Genomic DNA, 18,055 nt, shown 5'->3' with positions numbered 1-18,055 from the left:
TAATCCTCAGTAGCTCAACGGTGGAGCACTCGGCTGTTAACCGATAGGCTGTAGGTTCGAATCCTACCTGGGGAGCCATTTGAAGACAAACGGATATGGAGAAGCAGGAATTTTCCATATCCGTCTTTTTAAGCCAAAGTAATTTGGCCCCTTGGTCAAGCGGTTAAGACACCGCCCTTTCACGGCGGTTACGGGGGTTCGAATCCCCCAGGGGTCACCATTTTTATAACATCATGCGGCCTGGTAGTTCAGTTGGTTAGAATGCCAGCCTGTCACGCTGGAGGTCGAGAGTTCGAGTCTCTTCCAGGTCGCCATTTTTTTTATTTTAATATTTGATATTATTTAAGCTGATGTGGCTCAATTGGCAGAGCAGCTGATTTGTAATCAGCAGGTTGTAGGTTCAAGTCCTATCATCAGCTCCATTTTTATTTTGGGGAGATGCCCGAGTGGCTAAAGGGGGCGGACTGTAAATCCGTTGACGGAGTCTACGATGGTTCGAATCCATCTCTCCCCACCACTTTTTATGACCCATTAGCTCAGTTGGTAGAGCATCTGACTTTTAATCAGGGTGTCGGGCGTTCAAGTCGCCCATGGGTCACCATTTTAGAAGATAGAGCAGCTGTGAAAACAGTTGCTTTTTTTATTTGCTGGACATGGCGCGCTGTTTTGGTACGTTATCTCACGAGGGTTTGGTGAAAAATTTGCGCTGGGCTGAGTGCCGGGCGGTGGTGTGTCGTTTTGGCATGTCGTTTTATTCCATTTAAAAAGAACCTTTGGCTGGATATGCCAAAGGTTCTTCTTTTTTTTGATAGCTTGGGCTAGATGGCCCAGTCGCCGTTTACAAAGATCGGAACCTGAGTGCCATCGGCCTGGATGCCGGTGATGCTGAGGTCTTCGGTGCCGACCATGAAATCGACGTGGGTGGTGGAGTAGTTGAGCCCTGCTTCTTTGAGCTCGTCCACGCTCATGCTGGAGCCGTCCTTGACGCAGGTGGGATAGGCGGCGCCCAGAGCGAAGTGGCAGGAGGCGTTTTCGTCGAACAGGGTATTGTAGAACAGGGTATCCATATCGGAAATGGGGGAGTGGTAGGGAACGAAGGAGATCTCACCCAGGTAGTTGGAGCCTTCGCTGGCTTCGATGAGGTTTTTGAGGGCTTCTTCGCCGGTTTCGGCCTGGTAGCTTACGACTTTGCCGTCTTTAAAGGTCAGCGAGAAGTTGTCGATGAGCTGGCCGTTGTAGACGAGTGGGTGGGAGCTGACCAGGGTGCCGTTGACCTTGTCCTTATGTGGGGCGGAGAACACTTCCTCGGTGGGAATATTGGGGAAGAACTCGACGCCGTCTGCGGCTTTTTCGCTGCCGCCGGCCCAGATATGGTTTTCGGGCATGCCGACTTCAATGTCGGTACCCAGGCTGTTTTTATAGATGAATTTGACAAACTGGCTGTGGTTGAGGAAGCGGGTTTTATCCTCAAAGCTTTTATTGAACTGGTGCCAGGCGGCAATGGGGTCATCCTGGTCGGCCCGGGTGGCTTTGAAGATGGACTCCCAGAGCATATCGACAGCGGTTTCGGGTTCGACGCCGGGGAATACCTTGGCGGCCCAGCCGACTGTGGGCACGGAGACCACGCACCAGCGGCACTCATTATTCATCATGGCCATGTGGTAGGCTTCGGTGGCACTCTGGATAGCGGCTGAGGCGGTTTTGATCTTTTCGGGGTCAACGTCTTTCAGGAGGTCGGGATCGTCGGCGTAGACGGAGATGAGGGCTGAGCCTTTTTCGACGGCGTCGTTCTGCTTGGCCACGAACCAGTCGGGCACTTCCTTAAACACGTCGAGATCAGCGTGGGTATAGCGGATTTTGCTGAATTTTTCGTCGCTGTAATTGATGCTGACGTCTCTGGCGCCAGCTTTGTAGGCTTCTTCGGCCAGGGCTCTGGCGAACTCGCTGCACTCGATGGGGGAATTGACGACCAGGTTCTGGTCCTTTTGAATGTTGACGCCGATGCGGACAGCCAGTTTAGCCAGCTTTTGTAAATTTTCTTTCTGCATGATTATCTCCTTTATAGATAGTAGGGTTTTTCACCATAGAGTAAATTCTGTAAAAAATCGAGGGTATCGGCATCGGGCATGGTTTTGTTGGAAAGCTCCTTGTCAAAAACCATGAGCTGCCGGGTTCTGGTGTTGTAGAAGGGCCAGAACATCATATTTTTGTATTCGCCGCCGGTATTGGGATTGCCGGTTTTCATAAAATTGGTCCAGTGGGTCTGCATCTGGTCGGACAGGATGCTGATTTTGCTGATCCGCATTTTTCCGATGGCGTTGCCGAAAACAAAGGGCAGCTCCAGGGAGTGGGCGGTGTCGAGTCCGACGATTTTAAGGATTGCGGGATCGTAGTTAAAGTTGTAAAAAAACACATTGCGCCCGGCGTCGGCAAAGTAATCGGCGATGATGCGCATGCCCAGAATAAAGCCGGTATGGGTAAAGATGGCTTCGAGCTGGCGTTCGGCTTTGCGCTCGTCCTCGATGGGGAAGCGTTCAAACACAGCTGGGGCGTTGTCGGCGCCGAAGAGATCATAGATCATCATCTGGTAGGAGCCGAAGTTGTTGTTGCTCTTGAAGAACAGGGTGGCCTCGTTGGTGTTGTAGCCGATGAGCAGATCGACGGCGTTGTAGTCGCCGTTTTTCAGGGCCTGCATGGGGTCTTTTGGCAGGATGACGCCGTCGAATACGGGCCAGAAGGAAAAGCGCAGGGGCAGGGCGCGGTCGGCCTTGATCATGGACAGGTAGGCCATGGCCTCTGCCGGGGCTTCCCGGAGTTTTTCAAGCCCCTCTGGGCTGTCGTCTGCGCCGAAGATCTGGGCAAAGTCTTTTCCCATGGCAATGGATTTTGCAAGGTTGCCTTTGGCCCGGGTGCAGAAGGCTCCGATGGACAGGATGGAGCCGCTCTCGACGATGGCCCGGTGGAACAGGCCCTTGGCCAGCGGGCTGAGCAGCAGGCCGGTTACACTGAAAGCGCCGGCGGATTCGCCGCCCAGGGTGATGTTTTCGGGATCGCCGCCGAAGGCTTCGATGTTTTCCCGCACCCACTTCAGCGCCTGGATCTGGTCGAGGAGGCCGAAGTTGCCCGCGCTGCCGGATTCCTCTTCCATGGCCCCAAGGGTTAAAAAGCCGAAGGCGCCGAGGCGGTAGTTAAAGGTAACGACCACCACGCCCCGCTCGGCCATATTGGTGCCGTCGAACATGAGCTCGGAGCCGGAGCCGGTGGCAAAGCCGCCGCCGTGGACGTAGACGTAAACGGGGCGTTTTTCCCCAGGCGCGGTGGCCGGGGTCCAGACGTTGAGGTACAGGCAGTCCTCGCTTTTTCCGATGGCGCTGTACATGGGCGGGAGATCGGCCAGAATGCCGCCGAACTGGAGGCATTTATCGCTGAATTCAAAGCATTCGCGCGGGCTGATCCAGGCCGGGGCGGGCTCTGGCGGCCGGAACCGCAGGGGGCCCACCGGCGGTTTGGCAAAGGGAATGCCCTTGTAGCTGGTGACGTTTTTTCGGAAAACGCCGGTGACGGGGCCGCAGGGCGGATAGATGGTGGGATTGGGGGGCAGGGGGGCTTCTGCGTTGGGGATAATGCTAAAATTCAGATTCATAAGGCCTCCTTTTCGGCTATGATGACAGGGTTTTGGGTGTAATCGCGGTGGTAGCGGTACTGCTTTTCGCAGAACAGGCTGAACAGGTCGGTGGCGCGGGCGTCGAAATCGAAGCAGGCGCGCTGGTCGGGGCTCAGCCTTGTGATATTGGCGCGGGTGTTGGTGATGACGGGCAGGCCGTCCTGCTCGCGGATGGCCTTTAGCAGCGCCCGTCCCTTTTCGTTAAAGCCCAGAACCCGGAGGCAGGGCACGAAGCCGGGGGCTGCGAAACGGCTGAGATCGCGGGCCTCAAAGCCCATGGACAGGTTCATTAAAATTCGCCGTATCCGGCTTTTGGGCGCGCGTTTTGAGGTAAGGGTATCCACAATGCTGTCATAGCTTCCGCTTGCGCCCAGGGCCTTTTTAAGCTTAAATTCGAGGCCTTTCTCCATATAGGGCAGGGTTCTGAAGCGGGCCAGATCCTGGGAGTGGATCTGGCTGAGCAGGGCCTTGGCGTAGCTTTCCTCCCAGGGAACGCGCGCTTCTTTAAGATAGCTTAAGAGCAGGGCGGGGTCGTAGGGGAGCAAGGGTTTTAGCGCCTGGGCGCCAGCGCCGGGGGCGGCCAGCAGCTGCCGGATGGCGGTGGCGCTGGCGTAGCGGCTCTGGGCCTGGGTGTCGTGGTAGGCGTTTCCCTGCCGTTTTATGGTGACGGGCCGGATGGCGCTGTGGGTGCGGCGCAGGGCTTTGAGATATTCTATACCCAGAATATTGTTGGGCTCCCGCAGATAAGATGCGGATTTTTCGCCATCGGTGGCTTTAAAAGCAAGCTCCCTGGCCTTTGGAAAGGCCAGGCCCTGGCCGAGAAAGGCCTTGAGGGCCTCTCTGAAGGCGGGCGTCTCAAAGGCGAGGCTCTGGGCCACTGCGCTCAGTGCCTCGAGGTCGCCGGCCTCGGAGCCAAAGCAGAGGGTGTCGCACACGCCGGTGGCGTTTAAGATTTTGACGGCGCCGGCGGCAAAATACTCGGCGCTCTGGGCGGCGTAGCAGAAGGGGAGCTCGCAGACCAGATCGGCCCCGGACAGCAGGGCGGTGCGGGCGCGCAGCCATTTATCGGCTACGGCAAAGGTGCCCCGCTGGACCACGCTTCCGCTCATGAGCGCCAGGGTATGGGTGCTGCCGGCGGCCTCTTTTCCCGCCTGTATCTGGTAGGCGTGGCCGTTGTGAAAGGGATTGTATTCGCAGATGATGGCCTGGGTTTGCATGCTTTCCTCCAACTGAGCAATAATTTAGCCCAAAAAAACAAAAAAATAATGGCATTATTGGTTTGTTACTGTTATTATATACTAGTGTAGTTCAATTATAAATTGTTTATCTGAAAAAGACAATAAAAGGAGAAAAAATTTAAAAATGAATGTACTTGTTATTAATTGCGGTAGCTCATCACTGAAATATCAGTTGCTGGATATGGACACTGAAACAGTGTTGGCAAAAGGTTTAGCTGAGAGAATCGGTATTGACGGCGCTGTTGTGGTTCACCAGCCGGCTGGTAAAGATAAGGTTAAGTTTGAACAGCCAATGGAAACACACAAGGAAGCTCTGGATATTATTATGGCGGCCCTGGTTGACGCGGACCACGGCGTGATCAAGGATCTTAAGGAAATTGACGCTGTCGGTCACAGAACCGTTCACGGCGCTGAAACTTTTGCGAGCTCTGTTGTTATCAACGATGAAGTGATTAAGAAAATGGAAGACTGCTCTGAGCTGGCGCCGCTTCACAATCCTGCCAACTTAATCGGGATTCGTGCCTGTGAAGAACTGCTACCGGGCGTACCGATGGTCGGCGTGTTTGACACGGCTTTCCACCAGACCATGCCGGCAGAAGCTTATATCTACCCGCTGCCGTATGAAATGTACGAAAAATACAGAATCCGTAAATACGGTTTCCACGGCACCTCCCACCGTTTTGTCAGCCTGACGGCTGCTGAGCTGCTGGGTGAAAACATCGGCAACTTAAAATTAATTTCCTGTCACTTAGGAAACGGCGCGAGTGTGGCTGCGATCCGCTACGGCAAATGTATTGACACTTCCATGGGCTTAACCCCGCTGGCTGGCCTTGAAATGGGTACCCGCTGCGGCGATATTGACCCGGCCATCATTCCTTTCTTATGTGACAAAGGCTATACTGTGGATCAGGTCAACACCATGATGAACAAGGAATCCGGCGTGCTGGGCGTTTCCGGCGTAAGCTCGGACTTCCGTGATGTTGAAGCGGCGGCTGAAGCGGGCAATGAACGCGCTAAGCTGGCCCTGGATATCTTTATCTACCGTGTAAAAACCACCATCGGCGCTTATGTAGCGGCCATGGACGGCGTTGACGGCATTATCTTTACAGCCGGCCTGGGTGAAAACTCTTCCAAGGACCGCGCAGCGGTCTGCAGCGGCTTAAAATACCTGGGCATCCAGTTGGACGAAGAAAAGAATAGCAAACGCGGCGAAGCGCTTGTGATCTCGACTCCGGACTCCAGAACCAAGGTAATGGTGATCCCGACCAACGAAGAATTAATGATCGCCCGCGATACCGTTGAATTAGTTGGTTAATCATAAATAAAACAATCACACAGAGATGGCGTGTCGTATGGGCACGCCATCTTAGTGTCCGGAGGCATAAAAATCCCGTATTTTTAAGCTTTCGTCAGCCTTTGAAATTTGTGGCCCGTTTGTAAAGATTTTTACTTGACAAAATGGGCAATCCTATATATAATGAGGATTGCCCATTTGGAGTTATGAAATGATTATTAATGTTTTAAAATTATTAAATGATGAAACCCTGAATTATGAATTTCGTCTGTTTCAGGATGATCTCAAAGGATATGGGGACGATTATGAGGGAAAGCTGGATGAAAACGGCGCTTTGGTGAAGGGCAGCATTAAAAAGCTCGGGGCTACTGAGTTTTTGATGAAGTTTACTTTGACCGGAGTGATTGTTTATCCCTGCGCCCGCTGTCTTACACCCACCCCCGTTAGCAGTGTCTTTGAATTCGAGGATACGATCGAAACGGACCCGGGTACGGAGACCATTGATATGGTGCCCTATGTTGAGGAGTGTCTCTTTATCAACGAGCCGTTTAAGGTTTTGTGTGACGAAGACTGTAAGGGGTTATGTCCAAGTTGTGGAGCAAACTTAAATCAAGAACAATGCAGTTGCGGGGATGACTCGGATATTGATCCGAGGATGGAAGCCCTTAAAAAGCTACTGTAAGATGTGACTTAAACATAGGAGGTGTAAAAGATGGCAGTACCAAAGAGTAAAATTTCTAAATCTAGAAGAGACAAGAGAAGAACACATTACAAACTGAATATCCCTGGTATGAGCGTATGCCCAAAATGTGGTGAAATCAAATTACCACACCGCGTATGCAAATCCTGCGGAACCTATAAAGATGTAAATGTAATGATTGAAGACTAAACAGAGTTCCGACTCTGTTTTTTCTCTATACGGAGTTATTTTTAGGAAGGTGTTAACGTGAATATATTCGTCGATGCAATGGGCGGCGACAACGCGCCGGTCGAGATTGTCAAAGGCGCAGTGGACGCAGTCAAGGAATACGGTGTGGCCCTCACCCTTGTGGGTAAGGAGGACATCGTAAAGCAGGAGCTGGCAAAATATACCTATCCACAGGATAAGATAAAGGTGCTCCACGCGCAGACCGTCATCGGTTTTGACGAGGAGCCGGCAATGGCGATCCGCAGAAAAGAGGATTCCTCACTGGTGGTGGCCTTAAACGCCATGAAGGGCGATCCTGACAGCGTGCTCATTTCAGCGGGCAGCACAGGCGCGCTGCTTTCCGGCGGGCTTCTTAAACTGGGGAGGATCAAGGGGATCAAGCGTCCGGCGCTGGCGGCTGCGCTGCCAAAGGACGGCGGCGTGGTGCTGCTCATTGATACCGGGGCCAATGCAGACTGCAAGTCCGAGTATCTGGAACAGTTCGCCATGCTGGGACATGTCTATTTTGAGAGCGTTTTGGGTAAAAAGAATCCTAAGGTAGGCCTGGTCAACATTGGCTCTGAGGAGGAAAAGGGCAGCATCATGGTCAAGGAAGCTTACCAGCTGCTTAAAAACAGTGACCTGAATTTTGTGGGCAATGTCGAAGCCCGGGATATTCCCACGACCGATGTGGATATACTGGTGTGTGACGGCTTTACAGGCAACATTGTGCTCAAGCTGCTCGAGGGTCTGTCCAGCTACCTGATGAAAGGGATCAAAAAATCCATCATGGGCTCTGCCAAGGGCAAGATCGGCGGGGCGCTCATCAAAAACGACCTGAAACAGTTCAAGAAGCAGTTTGACTCAGACGAAGCCGGCGGAGCACCGTTTTTGGGCGTGAAGGGCGGCATCATCAAGGCCCACGGTAGCAGTGGCGCCTATGCCATCAAAAACGCCATTAACCAGAGCATTAAGTTTATTGACAACGATGTTCTGGGCAAAATCACTGCCAAATTACAGGAAGAAAAGGCAGCTAAGGAACAGGAGAAAGAATAATGGAAGAAAAATTTGCAAAAGTTCAGGAAATTATCGCGGAACAGCTGGAGCTTGATCCGGCAAAGATCACCATGGAGTCCTCTCTGATGGAGGACCTGGAAGCAGACTCTTTGGACGTCATTGAGCTGGTCATGGCCTTTGAGGAAGAATTCGGCGTTAAAATGCCGGATGAAGAGCTCGAAAACATTAAAACCGTTGGTGATATCGTAAACGCACTAAACTAAACAAAAGTCCCTTTGCGGACTTTTCTTTCGTTTTGGCCTGAATTTAACAGGTTTTACTTATATGAAAAGGCTGGCCGCCCGGGGGAAGGCGGCCGCCGCACTAAAAAGTGAGGTGGAAAAGAATGAAGAGAATTGAAGATCGCATTGCTTACACATTTAAGGACAAGGAACTTCTGAAGGTGGCGCTGACCCACAGCTCACATTCAGGAACGACCACGAACAATGAACGCCTGGAGTTTTTGGGGGATGCAGTATTGGAACTGATTATCAGCGAGTATTTGTATAAATACAACAAGCTTTCCGAGGGAAAGATGACGAAAATCCGCTCCAATATTGTATGTGCCGAATCCTTGTCCCAGGCCGCCTCTGACCTGAATCTGGGGGAATATATGCTCCTCGGCAAGGGGGAAATTGTAACCGGGGGCAGAAAACGCAAATCCAATCTGGCCAACGCCTTTGAGGCAGTGATGGGCGCGGTATTTTTAGACAGCGACTATGACACCACCAAAAAGGTCGTGCTGGGAACCCTTGAAAAAAACATCGAGCTGGCCCTGAGCGGCGGGCTCATCAAGGATTACAAAACCGAGCTTCAGGAGCAGATCCAGAAGCACAGTGACAACGCCATCGAGTATGTGCTGGAAAAATCCGAGGGGCCGGAGCACAACAAGACCTTTTTCATCGACCTGACCTTTAACGGCGTGGTCGTGAGCAAGGGGACCGGTAAGAGTAAGAAAGAAGCCGAGCAGAACGCGGCGAAAAACTATCTGTTTAAAGACAAAAAGAGTGAATAAAAAGAGGAGGTGTGCGGTTGTACCTGAAAAAACTGGCCCTGGCCGGGTTTAAATCATTTGCGGAGCCCGTAGAGCTGGAATTTTCCAAGGGGGTGTCGGCCATTGTCGGCCCCAACGGCAGCGGGAAGAGTAATATAACCGACGCGATCCGCTGGGTGCTGGGTGAACAGAGCACCAAGTCCCTGAGGGGTAAGAAGATGGAGGATGTTATCTTCTCCGGAACTGAGAAAAAGAAACCCCTCAACTACGCAGAGGTTACCCTGACCTTAGACAATACCAGCGGCTTTACCCTGGACAATCTGGACGAGATTGTCATCACCAGGCGGCTTTTCCGCTCCGGCGAGAGCGAATACCGCATGAACCAGAAAAGCTGCAAGCTCAAGGATATCCATGAGCTGTTTATGGACACCGGCCTTGGCAAAAATGGGTATTCCCTTATCAGCCAGGGCGGGATTGAGAATATTATCGGCGCCAGCCCCCAGGAGCTTCGCGGCATTGTGGAGGAGGCTGTCGGCATTGTCAACTACAAGACCAAGAAGCAGGAGGCCGAGAAAAAGCTTGAGAACACCCAGAATAACCTGGAGCGCCTGAAGGACATCCTGGAAGAAATTGAAAAACAGCTGAAGCCCTTAAAAGCCCAGTCCGAAAAGGCCAAGGAGTACCTGGAGCTGCGGGAGGCCCTTAAAAAGGTCGACCTCATGGTGTTCTACCACAACATGAAGGACGCCTCAGAGCAGCTGGCCGCCTACGAGAAGCAGCTGGCCGAGGTCCGGTTCCAGATTTTTGAGATCGAGAAAAAGACCGAGGAAAAGGACCGCGCCTTCCAGAACGCCCGGGGCAATATCCGGGGCATTACCGAGCAGGCCGACGCCATGGCAGAGGCCCTGGAGCAGCTGAAAAAGCGCATTGGTGAGTGCGAGCGTGAGCTCCTCATAACCCAGGGCAAAAGCGAGAACGAGTCCGCCAACGCCGAGCGGCTTACCCAGGACCTGAACGCCCACCTGGACGAGCACGGCCGCTTCCAGGCCGAGTATGATGAGCTGACCGCCTCCCGCGACGCGGCGGCCCAGGCCTACGAGGCCGAGAACGCCGACCTGCAGAAGCTGGTGGACGAGAAAAGCCGGCACCAGGCCGAGCTGGAAGCCGAAAAGCTGAAGCAGGCCGAGGGCGTGAGCCTGAGGGAAGAACGGGAGCAGCAGCGGGCTGTGCTGAACGATACCCTGCTGGACCTGAAAACCCGACTGGCTGGCTTTACCACCAAGAAAAGCTTTCACGAGGACCAGCTGAAGCGCGTGAGCGCAGAGCAGGAGCGCAGCAGCCAGCTGCTCTCCGATACCCTGCTGGAGGCCGAGCAGAACGAGCGCACCCGCGCCCGTCTGGCGGCAGAGACCGAGAGCCTCAGAAATCAGACCGAGGAGGCTGAGAAAAAAGCCCAGGGCCTGAAAAATGACTACAGCGTGCTGGAAAATAATTACAAGGTTAACCTTTCCCAGCGCGATTATCTCAAGAGCGTCCAGAAAAATTACAGCGACTACTTCCCGAGCATCCGGACCATCATGAACTCCCGGGAGCACCTGGGCGATATGATCAACAAGGTCTACGGCCCGGTCGGAGAGCTCCTGTCCATCCCTGACCGCTTTACCATGGCTGTGGACGTGGCCCTGGGGGCCAAAAGCCAGAACATTGTGGTGGAGGACGTGACCACTGCCAACCAGTGCATCAATATTTTGAAGAAACAGCGGGCAGGCCGGGCGACCTTTTTGCCCCTGGACAACCTGCGCTATGGCCGAGTAGAGGCCAGGGATCTAGAGATCCTGTCCCGCACGCCGGGCTTTGAGGGCATCGCTTCCGAGCTGGTAGAGTACGGACCCCGGTTTAAGCGGGTCATCGAGAGCCTGCTGGGCCGCATTGTGGTGGCCGCCGATTTTAACGCCGGGCGGGCCATCCAGAAAGCCATATTCGGCAAATATACGGTGGTGACCCTGGAGGGCGAAATCTTTTACCCCGGCGGCGCCATCGTGGGGGGGTACACCAAGAGCGGCAAGCAGTCGCCCCTGTTTAAAAAGGCCGAGATCGAAAAGCTGGAAGTCGAGATGAAACGGCAGGACAGCGAAAAACTCAAGATCAAGGCCGCCTACCGCGAGGCCTTTAAGGCCTATGAGGCCCTGAAAGAGGCCGCCAAAAAGGCCGAGCTGCGCCTGAACAGCGTGGAGCAGGAGCACTGGAAAATTACCCAGAACCTGGAGACCACCAAAAAGCGCATGGCCGAGAGCGACCGCATTTTTAAAAGCCTGCAGGACGATGCGGGAAGCTCGCTTGAAAATGAAAAGCGCCTGCGGGAAACGGTGGCTCAGAAGGAGGCCGAGCTGGCCGCTCTGGAGGCGGAAATGGAGCAGGACGATACCGGCAGCGCCGAGTACATCGAGGTGGTCCGCGGGGCCATCGAGGGCCTGAACCGCAAAATCTCCGAGGGGCGGATCAAGCTGGCCCGGGACAATGAGGGCATCCGCTCCCTGGAGCAGCAGATGGCCATGATCCACAGCCAGATCGAGACCTGCATCAGCCGTGAGAAAAAGGTCGAGAGTGAGATCCGGGCCTGCCGCGAGAGCAGCGCCCTGCACCGCACCCGCTGTGAGGTCCTGAAGGTCGAGACCGAGGAGCTGCAGGCAGCCGTGGATGAAAAGCGCGCGGCCTTAGAGAGCTTCTCCACCGAGACGCGAGAGCAGACCGCCATCAGCGAGGCTCTGGAGCAGGAGATCAAGGACCTGAACCATCAGCTCATCCTGCAGAATGAGACAAAGAACAACGCCGAGATGGCAAAGAATAAGCTGGAGATGCAGATGACCCACTGGGAAGAAAATATCTTCGAGAGCTATGACATGAACTTTGTCATGGTGGGGGACATCTACGAGGCCCTGAGCCAGGAGGACCTGGACCTGAGCCCCGAGAACCAGCGCAGCTTAAAGGGCCGCATGGCCGCCATGGGCAATGTGAACGTGGGGGCCATCGAGGAATATTTAGAGCTGAACGAGCGCTACGGCTTTATGAGCGCCCAGTACAAGGACCTGACCAAGGCCAAGGGCGAGCTGGAGCGCATTATTGACAGCCTGTACGAATCCATGGAGCGGCAGTTTGCAAAGCAGTTCGCCGAGCTCCAGAAGAAATTCACCCGGATCTTCGGCATCCTCTTTGAGGGCGGCAAGGCCCACATCGAGTATACCGACCCCGAAAACGTGCTGGAAAGCGGCATTGAGCTGGTGGCCCAGCCGCCAGGCAAGAACCTGCGCCACATTTCCCTGCTGTCAGGGGGCGAGAAATCCATGATCGCCATCGCGCTGCTGTTCTCCTTCCTGGAGCTGAACCCGTCGCCCTTCTGCGTCATCGACGAGATCGACGCCGCTTTGGACGACCATAACATCTACCGGTTCACTAGCTATTTAGAGCATATTGCCACCGACAACCAGTTTATTATCATCACCCACCGTAAGAGCACCTTGGAGGCCTGCGACGCCATATACGGCGTTTCCATGGCCAAAAATGGGATCTCCAAGCTGGTGGCGGTAAGGCTGTCGGATTATATTGAGCCGGGAGCTTAACAAAATGGAAAATTTTAGAATATCAATCGAATTGGCAAAGCCAATTCGCACCTGAATTTTCCATTTTTAATTTTTAATTTAGAAAACGAGGTGTGAAATGTCAGAACTGACCCTTTATGAGCGGATGTGCCAAAAGCTCAAAAAGACAAAAGATAGCTTTATACAGAAGGTCGAGAACGTTGTGTACTACGGCGACCTCGACGATGATTTTTTCGATGAGCTGGAGGAAACCTTTATCCTTTCCGACCTGGGCATCGAAACCGCCACCAAGATCACCGAAACCCTGCGTGAGCAGATCAAGGAGACCAAGACCAAGGCCAAGCAGGACGTCATGGATCTGCTCAGGCAGATCATGACCGAGATGGTCGAGGTGGAAAAACACCAGACCGAATTACCAGTGATCATGCTGGTGGTGGGCGTCAACGGTGTGGGCAAAACCACCACCATCGCCAAGCTGGCCCAGAAGTACAAGGACCAGGGCAAAAAGGTCATGGTGGCCGCGGCCGACACCTTCAGAGCCGCCGCGGCCGAACAGCTGGACGTGTGGGCTGACCGCGTGGGTGTGGACATTATCAAGAGTGTGCAAGGAGCGGACCCTTCATCCGTCGTCTTTGACGCCATCGGCGCCGCACGGGCCCGGGGCGCAGATATCCTGCTCTGCGACACTGCCGGGCGCCTGCACAACAAGGTTAACCTGATGAAAGAGCTTGAAAAGATCACCCGGGTCGTAGAACGGGAGGGGCAGGGCTTTAGCGTGCATAACCTGCTGGTGCTCGACGCGACCACAGGCCAGAACGCACTGAACCAGGCCAAAACCTTCAACGACGCCGTACACTTGGACGGCATTGTCATGACCAAAATGGACGGTACCGCCAAGGGCGGCGTGGCCATTGCCATCATCGACGAGCTTCAGGTGCCCATCGAGTATGTGGGCATCGGGGAAAAGCCCGAAGACCTCATTGATTTTGACGCCGGCGAATTTGTGCGCATGCTGTATGAGGGCGGCGGACAGAATGAAGAAATGGAAGATTAAAACTGGAAAGTGGAAAGCTAAGGTCCAAAAACCTTTCGGTTGCTTAACCTGTCAAGTTTTTTTCTTGACAAAGGCGAAAAAGGCTTGACAAGCCGATCGAAAAACCTTAAAATAGGTAAGTGCGTAAAGGGAAGAGACTTTACGCGCTGTTGAAGGTGCTTATGGAAAAGAACGTATTAGAGCGGTTACTCTTTGATTTTTACGGAGAATTGCTGACAGACAAGCAGAAAATGATCATGGATTATTATTATAACGATGATTATAATCTGGCCGAAATCGGCGATGTGGTTCATGTCACAAGGCAGGGCGTCTACGACGTGGTCAAGCGTTCCAAAGCGCAGATGCAGGCCTACGAGGACAAGCTGAAGCTGGTTGAGCGGTTTTTAAAAAGCCAGGAGCTCATCGACGGTGTGATCCTCGAGCTGGAAGCGCTTCTCAAGACCGAGCTGGTCGCAGAGCATCCGGCTCTGGGCAGTGAGCTGACAGCCATCAAAGAGAAAATGAACAGAATTAGCGAAGATTATTAGGTGATATCATGATTTTTGAAGGCTTGAATGAAAAATTTCAAAACATCTTCTCAAACTTAAAACGCAAGGGCAAGCTGAGCGAAGAGGACATTAAGGCTGCCAGCCGCGAAATCAAGCTGGCGCTTTTGGAAGCCGACGTCAACTTCAAGGTTGTCAAACAGTTCACAAAGGCTGTGAGCGAGCGCGCCGTGGGCGAGGAGGTCTTAAAATCTCTGACCCCGGGACAGCAGTTCATTAAAATCGTCAACGACGAGATGACCAAGCTGCTGGGCGGTGAGCTCCAGAAAATGGAATTTGTGGAGCAGGGCATCAACATCTTTATGATGGTGGGGCTCCAGGGGGCGGGTAAAACCACCACCGCGGCCAAAATCGCGAACCTTCTGCGCAAGGAAAAGAAGTTTAAACCACTGCTGGTGGCCTGTGACGTCTACCGTCCCGCGGCCATCGACCAGTTAGAAATACTGGGCAAGGAGCTGGACATTCCCGTTTACCTAAACAAGGACGAGAAGGATCCCAGAGTCATTGCCAAAAAGGCCCTGGAATTTGCCGAGACTGAGGGTTACAACCTGATGATCATTGATACCGCCGGGCGCCTCCAGATCGACGAAACCCTGATGAACGAGCTGGTAGACCTCAAGGAGCTGCTCGAACCAACCGAGATCCTGTTGGTGGTCGATGGCATGACCGGTCAGGAATCCGTGAATGTGGCCGACGAATTTAACAGGCAGCTGGAAATTACCGGCGTTGTTTTAACCAAACTGGATGGGGATACCCGTGGCGGGGCGGCGCTGTCTGTCACCTACACCACTGGGAAAACCATCAAATACATCGGGACCGGCGAAAAGCTGACCGATATTGAGCTTTTTTACCCCGACCGCATGGCCAACCGGATTCTGGGCATGGGCGATGTCCTGTCACTCATTGACAAGGCACAGAACATGATCGACGAGGAAAAGGCCAGAGCGCTCGAGGAAAAGCTGAGAACCCAGGAATTTGACCTCAACGATTTTCTGGACCAGATGCAGCAGCTCCAGGAGCTGGGCTCCATCGGCGATCTGATGGAAATGATGCCCGGGGTCAACAAAAAAATGCTGAAGGGCATGAACATGGACGCCGCCGAGGGACAGACCAAACAGACCGAGGCCATTATCCGTTCCATGACGCCCGAGGAAAGGCTGAAGCCCGGAATTATTAACGGTAGCCGCAGGAAGCGCATCGCGCTCGGCAGCGGCACCACAGTCTCCGACGTCAACCGGATGCTCAAAGGCTTTGAGCAGACCAAAAAGATGATGAAGCAGATGGGCGCCATGCAGGGCAAGGCCAAAAAAGGACGGTTCAAGCTACCGTTTATGTAAGCTTTTATTATAAATTAATTTAGCAATTTCACAGAAAGGGGGAAATAAAATGGCAGTTAAAATCAGATTAAAAAGAATGGGTAAAAAGAAAAAACCTTTCTATAGAGTCGTCGTTGCGGACATCCGCGCACCAAGAGATGGTAAATTCATCGAAGAAGTAGGTTTCTACAATCCATGCGTAGAACCCGCAGAATTAAAACTGAACGCTGAAGCCATCAAAGGCTGGTTAGCCAATGGTGCAAAACCGACCGACACGGTTCAGGCATTACTGAAAAAAGAAAATATTATTGGATAGTCCAGGAGAGTGGTAATGAAAAAGCTTGTAGAAATCATTGCTAAAGCGCTGGTCGATCATCCGGACGCAGTCGTCGTCAACGAAATTGACAAGGAACAGAGCATTGTTCTGGAGCTCAAAGTCGCCGACGAGGACATGGGTAAGGTGATTGGCAAGCAGGGCCGCATTGCCAAGGCAATCCGTACGGTCCTCAAAGCAGCGGCTACAAAAGACGATAAACGCGTTGTACTGGAAATTGTTCAATAGACATGGAAAAACGGGATTGTTCAAAGCCGAACGATCCCTTTTTTTAATCGTATTTTAATTTGGAGGAAATGATGAAAAAAGAAACCATGGTGATCGGTAAAATCCTGGGCGCCCACGGCATCCGCGGTGAGCTCAAGGTTTACCCCCTGACCGATGATCCCGGCCGGTTTTACGGGCTGGACACCGTCTATGTGCAGGACGGGCAGAAGCAGGAGTGCTGCGAGGTAGAGCTGGTGCGCCTGCACAAGGGCAACGTGCTCCTGACCCTGAAAGGCGTGAGCGACCGCAACCAGAGCGAAAAGCTCATCGGCCGCACCGTTGCTGTAGACCGTGAGGACGCAGTGGCTCTGGAGGAGGACGAATACTTCATTGAGGACCTCATCGGCCTGGACGTTACAGACACAGACGGCGCGCCCGTCGGCGTCGTAAAGGACGTGATCCAGACCGCCGGCAGTGTGGACAATATTGAGATCAAAACCCCGGAAAAGCTGGTCTATGTGCCGGCGCGCAAAGTCTATTTCCTGAAGGTGGATTTTGAGAATAAACGTATCACCGCCGACATTCCAGAGGAACTGATGAACCTATGAAATACTATTTCCTGACCCTGTTCCCGGGCCTCATTCACCAGTATTTCGGGGACAGCATGATGAAACGGGCTGTGGACAGCGGCGTGGTGGACTACGAGGTCATCGATATCCGGGACTACTCGGGCAACAAGCATAAAAAAGTGGACGATTACCCCTACGGCGGCGGAGCGGGCATGGTCATGGCTGCCCCGCCCATCGCTGCGGCCCTTAAAAGCATCGAGGGCGGCGCCCATTATCCGGTTATCCACCTGAGCCCAGGCGGCAGGACCTTCACCCAGCAGGAGGGCGAGGCCCTGTCAGAGGCAGAGGGGCTGATCTTTATCTGCGGCCACTACGAGGGCATTGACGAGCGCTTTATCCAGGCCTATGTCACCGACGAATACTCCATCGGCGACTACGTGCTCACCGGCGGCGAGCTGCCGGCTCTCACCATGGCCGACTGCATCGCCAGGCACCTGCCCGGCTTCCTCGGCAATAACGAGAGCCTGAGCGAGGAATCCTTTGAGAACGACCTGCTGGAGTACCCCCAGTACACAAGGCCGCCGGTGTTTGAGGGCCGCGAGGTGCCCCCGGTGCTGCTCTCCGGCAACCACAAAGCCATCGCGGACTGGCGGCACGAACAAGCCGTCGAAAAGACAAGGATCCGGCGTCCGGATTTGTATGAGAAGTGGAAGCGGAAGAAGTAAAAGAAAGCGTCCGGGTGCTGGTGAGTACGCTCTAAAACCGCGGCAGTTGGCTGAAAGAGCCGGTCATTTTTCGCGCCTATAAATCATCGGCGTGTAGCGGATACCGTTGGTTAGCTGTTCGGGAGCAGTGGGGGTGAAGCCTAGGCACCTGTAAATGGGGACAGCGTAGGGGGAAGCGTTGACCGTGATGGGGCAGTGCGGTACCTCCCGGGCAAGGCAGTCAAAAAGCTGACGTCCGACACCTTGGCCCTGCCATCTTTCATCCACAAAGAAAAGGCTGATGTGGCGCCGAGCCGGGTCCAGCGCAATGAGACCTGTGAGAACGCTGCCCTCAAAAGCACCCAGCATATCCAGGGCGCCGATGGCCCGGCTGTCCCGAATAAAGGCTTTAAAATGCTGTGTGCCCGCCGCGCTGTAATCCGGAGCCTCGAATTTTAAAAAGGTGGTCCATACCAGCTCCATTGCCGTGTTTTTTTCGTGATATTTCAAGGGTTTTATCTGCATTGCACCCACTCCTTCCCAATTTTTTGCCAGTTTAACAAACGTCGTCTCGATT

The 18,055-nt window shown here is 53.5% G+C and carries 18 protein-coding genes and 6 tRNA genes; 20 read left to right on the top strand and 4 right to left on the bottom strand.

Going from position 1 to position 18,055, the window contains the following annotated elements; all coding sequences use genetic code 11:
* Positions 1-3 precede the first annotated feature (3 nt).
* The 6 genes from BUC22_RS16750 to BUC22_RS16725 all read left to right on the top strand — a co-directional run bounded on the left by BUC22_RS16750 (position 4) and on the right by BUC22_RS16725 (position 601).
* Positions 4-78: transfer RNA gene (locus BUC22_RS16750), tRNA-Asn, on the top strand.
* A gap of 67 nt (positions 79-145) precedes the next feature.
* Positions 146-220, top strand: a tRNA-Glu gene (locus BUC22_RS16745).
* Positions 221-237: 17 nt separating this feature from the next.
* Positions 238-314 (top strand) — tRNA-Asp (locus BUC22_RS16740).
* 32 nt (positions 315-346) lie between these two features.
* Positions 347-422, top strand: a tRNA-Thr gene (locus BUC22_RS16735).
* Positions 423-432: 10 nt separating this feature from the next.
* A tRNA-Tyr gene (locus tag BUC22_RS16730) sits at positions 433-517 on the top strand.
* A gap of 8 nt (positions 518-525) precedes the next feature.
* Positions 526-601, top strand: a tRNA-Lys gene (locus tag BUC22_RS16725).
* A gap of 217 nt (positions 602-818) precedes the next feature.
* On the opposite strand, the gene BUC22_RS16720 is transcribed toward BUC22_RS16725, so the two are convergent.
* Genes BUC22_RS16720 through BUC22_RS16710 form a run of 3 tightly spaced genes read right to left on the bottom strand, consistent with a single transcriptional unit; the run spans position 819 to position 4,881 of the window.
* Positions 819-2,048: an aminopeptidase gene (locus BUC22_RS16720; RefSeq protein ID WP_013381197.1), complete on the bottom strand. Its 1,230-nt coding sequence runs from the start codon at positions 2,046-2,048 to the stop codon at positions 819-821.
* An 11-nt stretch (positions 2,049-2,059) separates the two neighbouring features.
* The gene (locus BUC22_RS16715) at positions 2,060-3,643 is read right to left on the bottom strand and encodes a carboxylesterase/lipase family protein (protein WP_013381196.1); all 1,584 of its coding nucleotides are present in this window, start codon (positions 3,641-3,643) and stop codon (positions 2,060-2,062) included.
* Positions 3,640-4,881: a tRNA(Met) cytidine acetate ligase gene (locus BUC22_RS16710; RefSeq protein ID WP_013381195.1), complete on the bottom strand. Its 1,242-nt coding sequence runs from the start codon at positions 4,879-4,881 to the stop codon at positions 3,640-3,642. The genes BUC22_RS16715 and BUC22_RS16710 overlap by 4 nt, the downstream gene beginning before the upstream one ends.
* Positions 4,882-5,026: 145 nt before the next feature.
* Here BUC22_RS16710 and BUC22_RS16705 point away from each other — a divergent pair, with 145 nt between their 5' ends.
* The 14 genes from BUC22_RS16705 (at position 5,027) to trmD (ending at position 17,499) form a co-directional block, all read left to right on the top strand.
* Positions 5,027-6,217, top strand: coding sequence for an acetate/propionate family kinase (locus tag BUC22_RS16705; protein ID WP_013381194.1), 1,191 nt, complete (start codon positions 5,027-5,029; stop codon positions 6,215-6,217).
* A 190-nt stretch (positions 6,218-6,407) separates the two neighbouring features.
* The gene (locus BUC22_RS16700) at positions 6,408-6,878 is read left to right on the top strand and encodes a YceD family protein (protein ID WP_013381193.1); all 471 of its coding nucleotides are present in this window, start codon (positions 6,408-6,410) and stop codon (positions 6,876-6,878) included.
* A gap of 30 nt (positions 6,879-6,908) precedes the next feature.
* Positions 6,909-7,085 (top strand): 50S ribosomal protein L32, encoded by a 177-nt coding sequence (gene rpmF, locus BUC22_RS16695; RefSeq protein WP_013381192.1) that lies wholly within the window; start codon positions 6,909-6,911, stop codon positions 7,083-7,085.
* A gap of 57 nt (positions 7,086-7,142) precedes the next feature.
* Positions 7,143-8,159: a phosphate acyltransferase PlsX gene (gene plsX / locus BUC22_RS16690; RefSeq protein WP_013381191.1), complete on the top strand. Its 1,017-nt coding sequence runs from the start codon at positions 7,143-7,145 to the stop codon at positions 8,157-8,159.
* Positions 8,159-8,383: an acyl carrier protein gene (gene acpP, locus BUC22_RS16685; RefSeq protein WP_013381190.1), complete on the top strand. Its 225-nt coding sequence runs from the start codon at positions 8,159-8,161 to the stop codon at positions 8,381-8,383. The genes plsX and acpP overlap by 1 nt, the downstream gene beginning before the upstream one ends.
* A 122-nt stretch (positions 8,384-8,505) precedes the next feature.
* Entirely contained in the window at positions 8,506-9,174 is a 669-nt protein-coding gene (gene rnc / locus BUC22_RS16680; protein ID WP_013381188.1) for a ribonuclease III, read from the top strand.
* A gap of 17 nt (positions 9,175-9,191) precedes the next feature.
* Entirely contained in the window at positions 9,192-12,770 is a 3,579-nt protein-coding gene (smc, locus tag BUC22_RS16675; protein ID WP_013381187.1) for a chromosome segregation protein SMC, read from the top strand.
* Between the two features lie 97 nt (positions 12,771-12,867).
* Positions 12,868-13,803: a signal recognition particle-docking protein FtsY gene (ftsY, locus tag BUC22_RS16670; protein ID WP_013381186.1), complete on the top strand. Its 936-nt coding sequence runs from the start codon at positions 12,868-12,870 to the stop codon at positions 13,801-13,803.
* A 161-nt stretch (positions 13,804-13,964) separates the two neighbouring features.
* Complete coding sequence (gene ylxM, locus BUC22_RS16665; protein ID WP_041689894.1) at positions 13,965-14,330, top strand: YlxM family DNA-binding protein; 366 nt, start codon at positions 13,965-13,967, stop codon at positions 14,328-14,330.
* Between the two features lie 8 nt (positions 14,331-14,338).
* Entirely contained in the window at positions 14,339-15,685 is a 1,347-nt protein-coding gene (gene ffh / locus BUC22_RS16660; protein ID WP_013381183.1) for a signal recognition particle protein, read from the top strand.
* Positions 15,686-15,734: 49 nt separating this feature from the next.
* A complete protein-coding gene (rpsP, locus tag BUC22_RS16655) occupies positions 15,735-15,980 on the top strand; it encodes a 30S ribosomal protein S16 (protein ID WP_013381182.1) in 246 nt (81 codons plus the stop codon).
* 15 nt (positions 15,981-15,995) lie between these two features.
* Positions 15,996-16,226: a KH domain-containing protein gene (locus tag BUC22_RS16650; protein ID WP_013381181.1), complete on the top strand. Its 231-nt coding sequence runs from the start codon at positions 15,996-15,998 to the stop codon at positions 16,224-16,226.
* Between the two features lie 71 nt (positions 16,227-16,297).
* Positions 16,298-16,813 carry a ribosome maturation factor RimM gene (rimM, locus tag BUC22_RS16645; RefSeq protein ID WP_013381180.1) on the top strand — a complete coding sequence of 172 codons (516 nt, stop codon included), beginning with the start codon at positions 16,298-16,300 and terminating at the stop codon, positions 16,811-16,813.
* The gene (gene trmD, locus BUC22_RS16640) at positions 16,810-17,499 is read left to right on the top strand and encodes a tRNA (guanosine(37)-N1)-methyltransferase TrmD (protein ID WP_013381179.1); all 690 of its coding nucleotides are present in this window, start codon (positions 16,810-16,812) and stop codon (positions 17,497-17,499) included. The genes rimM and trmD overlap by 4 nt, the downstream gene beginning before the upstream one ends.
* A gap of 63 nt (positions 17,500-17,562) precedes the next feature.
* Here the strand turns inward: trmD and BUC22_RS16635 are convergent, their stop codons facing one another.
* Positions 17,563-18,003: a GNAT family N-acetyltransferase gene (locus BUC22_RS16635; protein ID WP_013381178.1), complete on the bottom strand. Its 441-nt coding sequence runs from the start codon at positions 18,001-18,003 to the stop codon at positions 17,563-17,565.
* Positions 18,004-18,055 lie beyond the last annotated feature (52 nt).

The sequence above is a fragment of the Eubacterium callanderi genome (genome assembly GCF_900142645.1).
Lineage (GTDB): Bacteria > Bacillota > Clostridia > Eubacteriales > Eubacteriaceae > Eubacterium > Eubacterium callanderi.
This window is presented reverse-complemented; position numbering and strand designations above follow the sequence as displayed.

What these genes read in the sequence shown, in the direction of transcription:
- acpP (WP_013381190.1), top strand. Translation starts at nt 8,159, where the DNA reads ATGGAAGAAAAATTTGCAAAAGTTCAGGAAATTATCGCGGAACAGCTG.
- trmD (WP_013381179.1), top strand. Translation starts at nt 16,810, where the DNA reads ATGAAATACTATTTCCTGACCCTGTTCCCGGGCCTCATTCACCAGTAT.
- BUC22_RS16715 (WP_013381196.1), bottom strand. Translation starts at nt 3,643, where the DNA reads ATGAATCTGAATTTTAGCATTATCCCCAACGCAGAAGCCCCCCTGCCC.
- BUC22_RS16635 (WP_013381178.1), bottom strand. Translation starts at nt 18,003, where the DNA reads ATGCAGATAAAACCCTTGAAATATCACGAAAAAAACACGGCAATGGAG.
- BUC22_RS16710 (WP_013381195.1), bottom strand. Translation starts at nt 4,881, where the DNA reads ATGCAAACCCAGGCCATCATCTGCGAATACAATCCCTTTCACAACGGC.
- rpmF (WP_013381192.1), top strand. Translation starts at nt 6,909, where the DNA reads ATGGCAGTACCAAAGAGTAAAATTTCTAAATCTAGAAGAGACAAGAGA.
- rnc (WP_013381188.1), top strand. Translation starts at nt 8,506, where the DNA reads ATGAAGAGAATTGAAGATCGCATTGCTTACACATTTAAGGACAAGGAA.
- rpsP (WP_013381182.1), top strand. Translation starts at nt 15,735, where the DNA reads ATGGCAGTTAAAATCAGATTAAAAAGAATGGGTAAAAAGAAAAAACCT.
- BUC22_RS16650 (WP_013381181.1), top strand. Translation starts at nt 15,996, where the DNA reads ATGAAAAAGCTTGTAGAAATCATTGCTAAAGCGCTGGTCGATCATCCG.
- BUC22_RS16720 (WP_013381197.1), bottom strand. Translation starts at nt 2,048, where the DNA reads ATGCAGAAAGAAAATTTACAAAAGCTGGCTAAACTGGCTGTCCGCATC.
- BUC22_RS16700 (WP_013381193.1), top strand. Translation starts at nt 6,408, where the DNA reads ATGATTATTAATGTTTTAAAATTATTAAATGATGAAACCCTGAATTAT.
- ffh (WP_013381183.1), top strand. Translation starts at nt 14,339, where the DNA reads ATGATTTTTGAAGGCTTGAATGAAAAATTTCAAAACATCTTCTCAAAC.
- ylxM (WP_041689894.1), top strand. Translation starts at nt 13,965, where the DNA reads ATGGAAAAGAACGTATTAGAGCGGTTACTCTTTGATTTTTACGGAGAA.
- BUC22_RS16705 (WP_013381194.1), top strand. Translation starts at nt 5,027, where the DNA reads ATGAATGTACTTGTTATTAATTGCGGTAGCTCATCACTGAAATATCAG.
- rimM (WP_013381180.1), top strand. Translation starts at nt 16,298, where the DNA reads ATGAAAAAAGAAACCATGGTGATCGGTAAAATCCTGGGCGCCCACGGC.
- ftsY (WP_013381186.1), top strand. Translation starts at nt 12,868, where the DNA reads ATGTCAGAACTGACCCTTTATGAGCGGATGTGCCAAAAGCTCAAAAAG.